Origin of the sequence: Kordia antarctica (genome assembly GCF_009901525.1) — a bacterium.
Lineage (GTDB): Bacteria > Bacteroidota > Bacteroidia > Flavobacteriales > Flavobacteriaceae > Kordia > Kordia antarctica.
The window spans coordinates 2,424,602-2,437,860 of record NZ_CP019288.1 but is presented as its reverse complement, the minus strand read 5'-3'; the positions used below and the strand labels follow the sequence as shown (position 1 = coordinate 2,437,860).

Annotated in this window: 12 protein-coding genes; 4 read left to right on the top strand and 8 right to left on the bottom strand. The window is 32.7% G+C overall.

Going from position 1 to position 13,259, the window contains the following annotated elements; all coding sequences use genetic code 11:
• Positions 1-461: 461 nt before the first annotated feature.
• The 4 genes from IMCC3317_RS09870 to IMCC3317_RS09855 form a co-directional block, all read right to left on the bottom strand.
• Positions 462-1,949 (bottom strand): DUF389 domain-containing protein, encoded by a 1,488-nt coding sequence (locus IMCC3317_RS09870; RefSeq protein WP_160129348.1) that lies wholly within the window; start codon positions 1,947-1,949, stop codon positions 462-464.
• Between the two features lie 5 nt (positions 1,950-1,954).
• Positions 1,955-3,031 (bottom strand): mannose-1-phosphate guanylyltransferase, encoded by a 1,077-nt coding sequence (locus IMCC3317_RS09865; protein WP_160129347.1) that lies wholly within the window; start codon positions 3,029-3,031, stop codon positions 1,955-1,957.
• Positions 3,032-3,421: 390 nt separating this feature from the next.
• Positions 3,422-4,021 (bottom strand): SprT-like domain-containing protein, encoded by a 600-nt coding sequence (locus tag IMCC3317_RS09860; RefSeq protein ID WP_160129346.1) that lies wholly within the window; start codon positions 4,019-4,021, stop codon positions 3,422-3,424.
• A gap of 178 nt (positions 4,022-4,199) precedes the next feature.
• Entirely contained in the window at positions 4,200-5,102 is a 903-nt protein-coding gene (locus IMCC3317_RS09855) for a DUF4349 domain-containing protein (protein WP_160129345.1), read from the bottom strand.
• 166 nt (positions 5,103-5,268) lie between these two features.
• Here IMCC3317_RS09855 and IMCC3317_RS09850 point away from each other — a divergent pair, with 166 nt between their 5' ends.
• From IMCC3317_RS09850 to IMCC3317_RS09835, 4 genes are all read left to right on the top strand, one after another.
• Complete coding sequence (locus tag IMCC3317_RS09850) at positions 5,269-6,150, top strand: hypothetical protein (protein ID WP_160129344.1); 882 nt, start codon at positions 5,269-5,271, stop codon at positions 6,148-6,150.
• A complete protein-coding gene (locus IMCC3317_RS09845) occupies positions 6,147-6,665 on the top strand; it encodes a hypothetical protein (RefSeq protein WP_160129343.1) in 519 nt (172 codons plus the stop codon). Before IMCC3317_RS09850 ends, IMCC3317_RS09845 begins: the two co-directional genes overlap by 4 nt.
• Before the next feature lie 313 nt (positions 6,666-6,978).
• Positions 6,979-7,746, top strand: a complete 768-nt coding sequence (locus IMCC3317_RS09840; RefSeq protein ID WP_228055023.1) for a thioredoxin family protein — start codon at positions 6,979-6,981, stop codon at positions 7,744-7,746.
• A 344-nt stretch (positions 7,747-8,090) separates the two neighbouring features.
• Positions 8,091-9,587, top strand: coding sequence for an MATE family efflux transporter (locus tag IMCC3317_RS09835; protein ID WP_160129342.1), 1,497 nt, complete (start codon positions 8,091-8,093; stop codon positions 9,585-9,587).
• A gap of 20 nt (positions 9,588-9,607) precedes the next feature.
• Here the strand turns inward: IMCC3317_RS09835 and IMCC3317_RS09830 are convergent, their stop codons facing one another.
• The 4 genes from IMCC3317_RS09830 to IMCC3317_RS09815 form a co-directional block, all read right to left on the bottom strand.
• Positions 9,608-10,543 carry a hypothetical protein gene (locus IMCC3317_RS09830; protein ID WP_160129341.1) on the bottom strand — a complete coding sequence of 312 codons (936 nt, stop codon included), beginning with the start codon at positions 10,541-10,543 and terminating at the stop codon, positions 9,608-9,610.
• A 126-nt stretch (positions 10,544-10,669) separates the two neighbouring features.
• A complete protein-coding gene (mscL, locus tag IMCC3317_RS09825) occupies positions 10,670-11,134 on the bottom strand; it encodes a large conductance mechanosensitive channel protein MscL (RefSeq protein ID WP_160129340.1) in 465 nt (154 codons plus the stop codon).
• Positions 11,135-11,256: 122 nt separating this feature from the next.
• Entirely contained in the window at positions 11,257-12,051 is a 795-nt protein-coding gene (proC, locus tag IMCC3317_RS09820; protein WP_160129339.1) for a pyrroline-5-carboxylate reductase, read from the bottom strand.
• Positions 12,052-12,053: 2 nt separating this feature from the next.
• Positions 12,054-13,112, bottom strand: coding sequence for a 3-oxoacyl-ACP synthase III family protein (locus IMCC3317_RS09815; protein WP_160129338.1), 1,059 nt, complete (start codon positions 13,110-13,112; stop codon positions 12,054-12,056).
• Between the last annotated feature and the right edge of the window lie 147 nt (positions 13,113-13,259).

Below are 13,259 nucleotides of genomic sequence, written 5' to 3'. Positions count from 1 at the left end.
CTGTTAGATCATAGAATAAAGACAAGTTAGTAACTGACTGAAAAACAGTATTCATAATTATATATTTTTATTCTTGCGAAAAAAATTTCTTACTATTGGAAATTAACTTAAGCATGGGTAATTTATCAAAATGTATTAAAAACTCTTTCAAAGCTAGGTTTTCAAAAGAATGTAAAGATTTTATCAGACGCTAATATTTTTTAAACACTTTATTGCTTACAAAAAAAAGCGAACCCGAAAGTTCGCTTTGTAATATATAACCCGTTGTGCATTTTAAATTCAAAAGTATAATGAAGCGTCAGTTCGAGTGATTTTGAGGCATGAAAAATCGTATCGAGAACCAGTTTAGTGTGAAAAATTCTATCTCGATACAAATTTTACTCATTTTCAATCGTAAAATTCACTCGAATTGACGAATTTTATCAAAATGCACAACAGGTTAATTTATTATTTTTCGACCTCTATTTAATCCGCTCAATAATCAACGTATCAAGGTTCAATTCTTTACGCAACCAAGTATTTAATTCGCTTTCGCGAATGGTTTGTACACTATCTGATAATTTCGGATTCCATTTTACAGCTGCCACAGGCATTGTATCGATTCGGATAAAATCTTTTGAATTCAACATTTTTGCGAATCCAAACTGACGTAAATCTGTATATTTAATTTTTGCAGTTTTCGCTACTTTACTAAACGCTACATAATTTTCATTCTCTAAGGAAGCTTTCGATTCTAATTGACCATTAAGGTCGGTTACTTCTCGTTTTAGCTCGGCAATTTGTTTTTGCAAGCCATCAACAATATTTCTACTATTATCTAAATCAGTATACGCTCTGTCAAGTGATTTTGAAATTTCATCTACACTTCGGGTTTCAAAACCGTTGATTTTCAGTTTATAAGCTCCAATATGATCATAACTTTTTAATGTATTTTCATATTCTGCTGTAATATCTTTCGAAACTTCACCATTAAAATATAAGTTGATGGTTTTTTTATCATCGTCTTTCACTTCTTTTTGATACCATAATGCTGGATTCGCTTCTACTTTTTGAATGAACAAGTTATAATCACGTTGTATATTACTTTCTTGCAACACATCCCAAAATGTCCAAACTGCAGGAATCATTACTGCTAATGCAACTAACGAAGCTGCTTGTGAAATTCGTTTACGCTTTGTAGAATTCGCATATTTCAACATCGGGAAGCGCAATAACTTCAAGACTAAGAAAGTCGCCAAGCCAATGAAAATGGTGTTAATGATGAATAAATACATCGCGCCACCTGCATACAACAATCCTTTTGAGCCACCTTTTGCTAATCCGAAACCTACGGTGCATAATGGCGGCATTAAAGCTGTGGCAATCGCAACTCCAAAAATTACAGAAGCAATCGTTCCTTTTTTTGTTCGCGCTATAATTAATGCCAAACCACCAAAAAAGGCAATCAATACATCACGAATATCTGGTTTTGTTCGCGATAGTAATTCTGAAGAATCTATTTGTAATGGAAAAAATTTAAAGAATAAAAAAGCAGTTAATACACTTAAAACGACCATGACACCAAAATTGACCAAGGATTTACGTAAGGTATAAATATCATTAATAGCAATCGCCATTCCAACTCCTAAAATTGGTCCCATAAGTGGCGAAATTAACATGGCTCCAATAATAACAGGAATAGAATTTGCGTTCAATCCTACCGAAGCTATAAATATAGAACATACTAAAATCCAAGCAGTTGCGCCTTTAAAAGGAATATCCTTTTTAATATCTTCTATGGTTTGATCTTTGTCAACATCATGTTGAATATCTAATAATTCATACAAGAACGTTTTGAGTCCTTGCCACAAACCTTTTGCATCTGTTGGCGGCGTAGTTTCTGCTGCTTTTTCTTTAGGTTTATTTTCTTCTTCCGAAAAATCGAACTTATTTTCTTCTTTTGAACTCATAAGCTTTATCCGTAATTTTCGCCAAATTTGTCTTTGACTTTCTGTAATACTTTCTTAATATCTTGCTCTTTTGTCTTTGGATAAATTAGCAATACATCTTCTTTATCTACAACAATATAATCATGCAATCCGTCAATAACGACTACTTTTTTGTCAGCTGTTCTGATCATATTTCCACTTGCATCCTGTAAAACAGTTTGTGCATTTACAATTGCATTTCCAGCTGATTCTTTATCGAGTTTATCATACAAACTTCCCCAAGTTCCTAAATCGTTCCAATCAAAAGTGGCAGGCAATACGTATACATGTTTTGCATATTCCATAATGGCGTAATCGATAGAGATGTTTTCGGCTCGACCGTAATTATCACGAATAAAATCGTCTTCAAAATCTGTATTATACACCGATAAACCTTCATCAAAAAGTTCATATAATTTTGGTTGAAAGTTTTGAAATGCAGTAATGATTGAGTGCACACTCCAAATAAAAATTCCTGCATTCCACAAGTAATTCCCGCTTTTCAGAAACGTTTTAGCTGTTTCATAATCAGGCTTTTCCGTGAATTTCTTTACTTTTTTAATAGCACTTTCATTCGCTTCAAAGTTGATATACCCATATCCAGTATTTGCAAATGTTGGTGTAATTCCCAATGTCATCAACACACTTTCTTTTTGACATTTATCAAAACACGTTTGCAAATTAGCTATAAAAGCAGTTTCATCTTCAATCCAATGATCGCTTGGCGCAACCACCATAACACCATTTGGGTTTTCCTTCTGAATCTTTAATGAAGCATATAAAATACACGGCGCGGTATTTCGCATTTCAGGTTCCAAAAGGACTTGTTGTTGCGTAACATCGGGCAATTGTTCTAAGACTAAATCATTATATTTTTCATTGGTAAGAATGTAAATATTTTCTTTTGGAATTAATTTAGAAAGTCTACTAAATGTTTTTTGAATTAAGGTTTCGCCAGTTCCCAACATGTCATGAAACTGTTTGGGAAAATTGGAAGTACTTACAGGCCAAAATCGCGAGCCAACGCCGCCAGCCATTAGAATTGCGTAATAATTCTTGTTCATTCTACTCATTATTCGTTGGGAAGTATTTTGTTTAGTAAAGCAAGATACTACAGATTGCCGAAAAAAGTAAAAAAAGTCGTTCTTTTTAACTCAAACTGAAATAATAATTCTAAATTTTTGATTCTTTTTCCGCAGTATAGCAGTTATTTTTCGTTAAGAATTTTTGAAGCCTTGGAAAAAATTTAGAAAAATAGATGCGGTTTTAGTTTTCCGCAGAGAAAACTAAAAATACCTCTGGAAAAAGCGCACTTTCTTTTGTTGGTGCCTGTACTGAACTTGATTCAGTATCTTTTGTGCGAGCAAAGAAAATGAAAATCAGAATTTGAAAATTATGTTTTAAACTAATAATTTATTTCTAAACTCTGATCACATTTTAGCAAACTAATATTATTAACTCCGCAACAACTCAACTTCCGCATTTGGATTAAATAAATACACGCGTCCTGTAGCAACTTCAACACATTCATAGCGTTTTACACGTTTATTTCCGCGTTTAAAAATTTTTCCATTATGCATTCGGAATGTACTTCCTTGCGGAATTTCGAACACATAATTTTTATCATTTTCTGGATCGTATTGTTTCAGTGCTAACGCGAATTTTGCGTCTGTATCACTACTTGCTTTCGGGTTTCTAAAATGATTGGCTACAATTGGCAACAATCGAGTTGGAAATATTTGCGGATTTATAAACGGCAACATCAATTGTTGAAAGGTTCGTTTCCACTCAATTCCGTGTGGTTTTATCTGTCGCCCAAACTCTTCAAAAGCTACTAAATGTGCAATTTCGTGAATAAGTGTTACAAAAAAGCGATACTTATTTTCGCTTGCATTTACTGTAATCATATGTGTTCCGTCGGGCATTCTGCGGTAATCGCCATGTCGTGTTACACGTTGATTCACAATTTTCAAATGCACATGATGCTTCATAATTAATTCAAAAGTTACATCTACGGCACGTTCAGGAATATATTTAGATAAAATTTCTTTCACGCACCAAAAATAGGAATTTGTTTTTATTTGAAATTGAAAGATTAAAAGTTTTTTGCTACGGTGAGTTGCGAATTATTTTGATACGTCATTGCGAAAGTTTTGAAAAAACTTGTGGCAATCTGTTTCTTAATAAGCAGATTACTTCACTATCGTTCGTAATGACGTATTCAAAGGAAACTTACTTCTTACTCGTTCTCCATCTTCTATAAAAAACAAATCCAATAATTAAAAGTACTAAAATTGGCCAAATATAAATAAACGCAATTGCTATGTTTTGAATAAAATTCCAACCTGCTAACAAACCTTCTTTTGCTTTCGATCCAAATCCTTTTTCGTAGCTAATTGGTGCTTCTTTAAAGGTAATCGTTTCATAAATTTCTACCTGAATTGTGCTATAAGCAACTCTACTACTCATGTATTTTATCTTTCCTTGTGCTGCTTCAATCTCTTCCTGAATCACGCGCAATTCATTTTCTGTTGCCAAAATATCTTTAATAGTTCGTGCATTTTTGCGCAAAACCGTTTCCAAACGTTCTTTAACTTCCAATCGTGTTTGCAAACGCGTTTGTGCATCCATATACTTTTCGGTAACATCAGTTGTAGAAATAGTTACAAAATCGGTTTCTTCGGCAAACTTTTGAATTCCATCTAACATGATATCAAAGTTTTCTTTAGGAATTTTTATAGTAAATCTATTTTGTTTTTCTTGATAATTCTTATCATAACGCAGCTCCGAAATATAACCGCCATTGAGATACATGACTTCTTTAATTTCTGACAACGCTTTTTCAATATTCTTTACCTTATACTTTGTACTTGCCGTTTTAATAATTTTCAAATCTTTCGGAATATTTGATATTCTCAATTGATTGGTCTGTGTGTCAATTAAGCCTTTACTTTCATCAGTTTCAACTTTGAAATCTTTGTCATCTACGCCATCATAATCATCTCTTAGGTCAACATTTTCTAGCGCAATGGCTTCATTTTTATAATCTGCACTTGTATTACATGACATCGAAATCAAAAAGAGAACCAATAATAAATAAGATTTTACGTTTCGTTTTAGTGTGATTGCATTCATAATTTTATATTTTTAAGGATTAAGAATACAAACATATTGGAGTTTTGTTGTGAAGCTTTGTAAATAGCTTGTAACGACTTTGTAAATTAATTTACAAAATACAAACCGCTGATTATCTGAATTTTACTTTTAATTGAACACAGAAAAAACATATTATTTTTCACGCTTGAAACAGCAAATTGCAACCACTTTTTTGGCTTCGCATGCGGCTTCTAGTGATATTTCTGATTGGAAAGGAACTACAATTACAGATTTTCAAGAAGATGTACGCAGTAAAACCAACGACAGTATTAGCGAAAAATGGTTTTACACGTATATTAAAAATGATACTGAAAAGTTGCCACGCGTAGACATGCTCAATTTACTAAGCGTTTATGTTGGTTATGACAATTGGAATGATTTTAAACAGAAACAGGCTGAAATTGAAGTTGAAATTGAAATTGAAGCTAAAACAGTAAAACCGTCTCGAAAACTAATGTGGTTTTTTATATCGCTTCCGCTGATTTTACTCGGATTATACAGTATCTATCCAAAAGAAAATACCTTTTCGTTTTGTTTCATAGATGCTGACCAACGTGCTTCCATTCGAAATATTTCGTTAGACATTATCGTTTTGCGTACGGAAGAATCGCCGCTGTATTTTAAAACGGATAGTTTGGGTTGTTTCTCGTATGCGACTTCTGAAAGTGAATTGAAATTCGTTGTAAAATCGCCGTATCATAAAACAGATACAATTGTGCGACATATCAATTCCAATCATCATAAAACGGTTCAATTACAAACGGATGATTATGCGTTAATGTTGTTGTATTACGCCAACGGAAATACAAAAGATTGGAAAAAAAGGCGAGAACAATTGCAGGAACTCATCGCGGATAACGCACAAATTTACAGAGCGTTTAAAAAGAATATTGGCATAGAAATATATACAAAAAAGGAATTCATTAATCTATTAACGATTCCGACAAGCAGTTTAAAAAAGATGCAAATTTTGGACAAAGTATATGAAAATAACAAGATTGTGAAACTTAAATTTATGATTCAATGAAGATGAAAATTGTATATATCGTAGGTTTCCTTTTGTGTTTTTCGTGCAGCAATAATGTTTCAAAAAAAGAAGATACTGCTGTAAAAAGTGAAGAAATCGAAATCGATAAAGATGGTTTAGTTGATGATGCTGATTTTAAAAGCGGAGATGTTTCTTTTATCGATTTCAATACTGAAATTGAAGAAAAATTGCGCGCAAATTATGAATCGCTGGTATTAATCAATACACATCCTGAGTTTCAAGAAGCAATCAAGGAACAATTAGCAACTTCTACTAAATTCAATGTTTTACTTTCAGATTCTATCCAAAGCATTGAAATTAAATACATTGAGTTTAAAGGAAATCTTAAAAAAGTGAATGATAGCATTTACAAACAGAAAATTTTATATACAACATTCATCAATTCAAAACATATAAAAAAAGACAGCGCATTTGTAATTATAAAACGAACAATATTAATAATTGACAATTCGCTAAAGATGAATACGTCGTTTTCGTTTGAGATTCTAGACTAGTTAGACTTATTTCCGCGTAGGCGGGAATCTCTTGGATTACTAGATTATTAGACTTTTTTACCAACGTCACTTCGAGTGATTTTTTGTTATTTGACAAAGTCAAAATCACAAAAAAATGTATCGAGAAGTACTTTAAAACTCTAAGTATTCTATTCGTTTCGAATTAGTTTTCAATAGAACTGCGAAGTTTATTAAAGTATGCTTTTTCATTGTTTCACATCAGAAAAACCACTCAAATCAATGGTTTGAGAGAAATAATGAAAAGTGTTGCATATTTTTTACTAAATTTAACTTCTAATTAAATCATACCATTATGAAAAAAGTATTGCTGATTTTGATGCTTTGTATTGCTTTTCCCTCCTTTGCGCAAACTGAGTTGACAGACGAAAACGCTGAGTCTAAGTTACTCACAAATAACGATCGGTTGATTGTTTTAGACTTTTATGCAACTTGGTGCGGACCTTGCAAACGCATGGATCCAATTATAAAAGAGTTGGAAGCAAAGTATAAAGATCGCGTTGATTTTTATAAAATTGATGTTGATAAGAATCAAGTAGATGATGCTTTGGGAGTTTCTGCAATGCCAACGTATTTGTTTATTTACAATAGTTCAAACTTAGAACAGATTGAAGGCGCAATGAGCAAATCCAAAATGGCAGGTTTGATTGAAAAATACATGGATGGTGAAGAAGAAGTGGAAGAAACTGTGATTTCAAGCACTGAGACAGAATCGGAATTTTATGATGCAACTGACAAACACGGTGATTCAGACGAATTTAGTCAAGCTACTTTAGATAAAATTTGGAATTCTTCTACGAAATTAAATTCACTCGCGTGGCATACGTATAAAACACACAACGACGTAAGCGATTTATTAAAAGCAATCAAAGTTGTAGAACGTTCTGTGGAGTTGGGAGCTACATATTATAATGTAGATACACACGCGGCTTTGTTATACAAAACAGGAAATTACACGAAAGCTTTAAAGAAAGCAAAAGAAGCAATTGAAATCGCGAAAAGCGAAGGTTTAAGTTATGCTTCAACCACAGAATTAATTGAAAATATTATTGATAAGTTGTAAGTAGCTTATTTTTAGATATATGAAAAACGGAAGTCAAATGGCTTCCGTTTTTTTGTTTCTTAGACATGTTAGATTTCTAGACTTCTTAGAAATATTAGATTGTTAGATTGTTAGATTTTGAATATTTTATATATCAAATAACGAATCAACAAATTAACGAACAAACAAAAAAACAAAGGAGCAAAGCGACTAAAACCCAAAACCTGTCACATCGAGCATTATTAAAATCAAAATATATTTTGATTGAAGATACCTAGCATAGCTATCGAGATGCAAAACTTTCCCTCAATTCCCCAAACAATACATACATTTATGTAAATTTGTGACTATTAGAATCTATTCGATTGGAAAAACACCAGAAAGAAGTATCGTCGCAAACGCTCAAATTCAGCATTATCAATTACATTGGTGCGGCTATTGGAATTGTGTCTACACTTTTTATCTATCCAAATAATAAAGAATTTTTAGGAATCATGCGGTATATATTTGATGGCGCACAAATTCTCATGGCGTTTTTTGTATTTGGAACTTCGCAATCGTTAGTCAATTATTTTCCGCGTTTCAAAGATTCCGAAGAAAAACGAAACATCTTTTTCTCTTCCACATTGCTCATTGTTATTGTAAATAGCATACTATTTTCCATCATATTTTTGTTGTTGGCAAATTCATTATCAAGCGTACTTTCAGATTTTCAAGCCTTTGATTATATCGGATATTCTATAATTGTTGGTTTTGCTTTCGCGATGATGGATTTGAGCAAGCGACAAGCATCGAACTATAAAAGAATAGCGATTCCGACAGTATTGGAGCGTTTTTCGATCAAAATATTTTTCCCAATCATATTTTTGCTCTTATTAGGCGGAATCATTACAGTTGAAACTGGAAAAATTATCTATGTAATTTGCTTTGTAATTTTACTCTTTATCGCGCTTTTATATGTGAAAAAAGTAGCGAAAATCAACTTCAATTTTAATCATAAAAAAGTGTTTGATCGCTCCTTTCGGAAAGAATATATAAAGTATAGTGTTTTTGCTTTTTTCAGCATTTTAGGTTCGTTGTTGGCGTTTAAGATTGACGGAATCATGGTGCCAAATTTGATAGAAGTCAATGCAATGACAGCAAACGGAACGTACAGTATTGGCGTAGTTTTAGCAGCAACATTAGCAATTCCTGCAATTGGTTTATATACAATTTACAGTCCAATTATCACAGAATACATTGCGAAAGATGATATTGTTTCGCTCGGAAAAAAGTACCAAGAAGTTTCTAAATTATTATTCGCTATTGGCGGATTTTTATTGTGTTGTATCTTTTTAGGTGTTGATGATTTATTTTCAATACTGCCAACACAAGAAAACCTACTCGATACCATTCCGATCATTTTAATTCTGAGTTTCAATGTTGTAATTGATATGAGTACATCATTCAATTCGCACATATTATTATACTCAAAATATTATCGGTTCAATATGGTTGCGATTGCTGTTTTAGTCGTGCTAAATGTGTCTTTAAACATTTACTTCATCAAGTATCTAAACTTAGGAATTGAAGGCGCAGCGTATGCAACGTTGATTTCTATGACGTTGTATAATAGCGTAAAGCTGATTTTTATCTATTCAAAATATAAAATTCAACCATTTACCATAAAGCACATTTTATTATTAGGTGCGTTTTTAGGAAGTGTGAGTTTGCTGAATATGATTCCAACAACAAATTATGTGATTTTAGACATCATTCTAAAAGTCGGAACCTGTATGTTATTTAATGGTTTTGTGATTTATAAACTTCGTATGATTCCTTACGTAAACGATTGGATTTCCAAAAGAATAGGAGTGAAGTAGAAAGAATTTCAATGCCTGTTTTATAGAGAAGTTCTATATCTCATCTTTATTATATGAGAATTGGCGTTTTTTTGATGATAATACATAATATTTTTATCCAAAGTCAGCGTTGGAGCTTCAACCAAGTTTGCAATAGTTTCTGAAAATAAAACGCGTGGAACTGAAAATTCTGAAGTCGCATCACTTCTAACAGCAACACATATTTCAAAAAGAGTATTTGGAGTAATTGGTCCTTTTAAATACCGTGTGTAATACAATTCTAGATTGTCACTACTTATACATGGCGCATAATAAATATACGTTGCATCGTTGATATTTTGCAAGATTGACGGCGAATTTGGAAGTGTGTTAAATGTTGAAGCATTGACTTTCTGAGCAATTCCTAACGTCGTTTCACATGGACCTGGACAATTTGTACCATCAAATCGTGTATTAATGAAGTATAAAAATTGTCCATCCAAACTTATTCCATGATCCATGACAAGCCAACCTGGAATGTTCATATTAAAATCTCCTTGAACTCTTTCAATATTGCTAACAGTTCCTGCATTAAAAGTTCCGTGAAAAAGATTATTCAATTCAGTTGGGTAATTTCTGGTAGATGTCCAGTAAAAATTTCCGCTACTGTCCATATCAGCAACGGCGTCTAAATGTGGCGAAGTTGCTTGATTTGTTCCTGATAATTCTCCCACATAATTAAACGTGGAATCATTCACTTTAGTCGCATAATAAAGTTTTGTGTTGATGCCATCATTCAAATTATTAAAAAATAAATAATTTCCATCAGAAGACACAAATGGTTCCATTGCATCAAACGATAAACCATTAATAGTTACTTCAATTTCAGCACCAAATGTAGGATATGTTGGAATGTTATCAATCTCAATCTCATTGTCATTTGACGAACAAGAAACCAGTAAGAATGAGATACATATGAGTTTAAAAAGAGTTTTCATGGATCATTCTTTAGGTTAAAGCCTGCGTTGGCAAGCCCTAAATTAGTGAAAGAAAACGAATTTTGGAGAAATCTTGCGATTTTTCAGAGTATGTTACGTATTACATTAGATTGAACTCAGGTTATTTTATACTTTCGAATCACTAGGAGTATTCCTTTCAGCAATTTCCACTTGTTTCTCTAAAAGTTCCGTCATACGATTTAATAATTCGATATTCTTAGGAGTTGTAACTGTTGCGTTTTTAGGATCTTCCGCTTTGTTACGAATCGAATTCATAAGCTTTACGACTAAAAAAACGGTAAAACCTATAATAAAGAAATCAACTAATACTTCAAATAGCTTTCCGTAACCAATAGCAATTTCTTCGGGTTTTATAACGCCATTTGTTGTAACAGCTTCTCTTAAAATTATTTTCTTATTTGCCCAATTAATTCCATCAGTCAACAGCGAAAGCGGTGGAAGAAAAACTTCTTTTACCAATACATCAATAACTTTATTGAATGCAGAACCTATAATGACTCCAATCGCAATATCAATCATATTTCCTTTAATTGCGAACTCTTTAAACTCTTTGAATAGGCTTAGTTTCATTGTATTATTTTTTGTAAAAATAGGAATCCTTTTTCATTCTGACTGAATCTTGCAGTGTATGAGTTAAGAAATTTATTCATTTGAGTAAACGAAATAAATCTAATAACGAAGTGTTATAAAAGCTAATCTTTCTGAATAGTTTCAATAGAAGTTTTAATTCCTTTAATAAGGGAAGAACTAAATCCTTGGTGTTCCATTTCATTCAATCCTGCAATTGTGCAACCTTTTGGCGTAGTTACTTTGTCAATTTCTTCTTCAGGATGATTTCCGTTTTGGAGTAACAATTCGCTTGCACCTTTAACAGTTTGCGATGCAATTTTTGTTGCAGTTTTTGCATCAAATCCAATTTCAATTCCACCTTGAATCATTGCTCTGATAAAGCGCAATGCATATGCAATTCCGCATGCGCCTAAAACCGTTGCTGCGTCCATTAAATTTTCGTCAATCTCAATAGTTTCACCAAGTGCTTCAAAAATAAGTTTGGTTTTTGATATATTTTCTGCGGAAGCATTTTTAGAAGCCAAACATGTCATTGATTCGCCAATTGCCGCCGCCGTATTTGGCATGGCACGAACAATTTGAATATTTGGAGTTAAGCAATTGGAAAACTGTTCCAAAGAAAAATCACTAATCACAGAAATTACCAAATGTTCAGGTGTAATATGTGAAGTGAGTTCTTTTAAAACAGCTTCAATACGATATGGTTTTAGTGCAAAAATTAAGATTTTAGCGTTTTTTACCGCTTCAATATTGTTAGAAGTTGTTTTGATATGCTGCGCTTTCAAATCGTCCAAAAGGGCAACTTTAGTACGTGTTACATAAATTTGCTCAGGATTAAACTGATTTTTTATTAATCCTTGCGCAATAGATCTCCCTAAATTTCCGCCACCAATAATTGCAATCGTATCTTGATTCATGTTTAATATTTATACAAAATTGCGTTGATGTTCATTCCTGCGCCAACACTAGCAAACATAATAATATCTCCTTTGTGGATTTCTTGATCTTTTATTTTTCCTTTGATAACCGAATCTAATAACGTTGGAATTGTAGCAACAGAACTGTTTCCTAAATCGTGAATCGTCATTGGCATAATGTCTTTAGGAACTTCTTTATCGTACAATAAGTAAAAACGTTCTACAATGGCTTCGTCCATTTTTTCATTCGCTTGATGAATAAAAATCTTCTTCAAACTTTCAATAGGAATCCCGCTTTTATCCAAACATGCTTTCATAGCAGATGGCACATGTGTCAATGCAAACTCGTATATTTTACGACCGAACATTTTAATATAACGTGTGTCTTCCGTTAAAGCAAGATTATTTGATTTTCCAAAGAATAAATAATGCGCTTCGTCATAAGAATGCGTTGCACTTTCGTGCGAAATAATACCGCAATCTTCATCCGTAGTTTCCATAACAGTTGCGCCAGCGCCATCGGAATAAATCATGGAATCTCTATCGTGTTTGTCAATAACTCTAGAGAGCGTTTCCGAGCCAATGACTAAACATTTTTTAGCAATTCCGGCTTTAATAAACGCATATGCTTGTATGGTACCTTCAACCCAACCTGGACAACCAAAGACAACGTCATAGGCTACACATTTCGGATTTTTGATACGTAAACTATGCTTTACTCTACTAGCCAAACTCGGCACGGCATCACTTTGAATAGCGCCTTTTTTTATATCACCAAAATTCTGTGCGAAGATGATATAATCCAATTCTTCAGGATCAATCTTGGCATCAGCTATTGCTTTTTCAGCAGCAAAAAAAGCTAAATCAGAAGAACTGTGTTGCGCTTCTGCATATCTGCGTTCGCCAATTCCTGTGATAGACTTGAATTTTTTTATAATAATATTTGTTTGCTGCTTAAAAGGAGTTCCATCATTATTTAGAAATTCGTGTTCGAGGAAATCTTTGTTGGTTTCAACATTAGAGGGAATATAGCATCCTGTCCCAGTTATTTTGACATTCATACCAATAACAGTTTTGTTAGATTTAAGACAACTAAATTAATCATTATAAAGATTGATTATTTGAGATAAGAAGCGGAAATTATAATTTTTACGGATAATGCATTCAATTGTTAAAGTTTTGATGATTATTCAAATTAAAACCTTAAT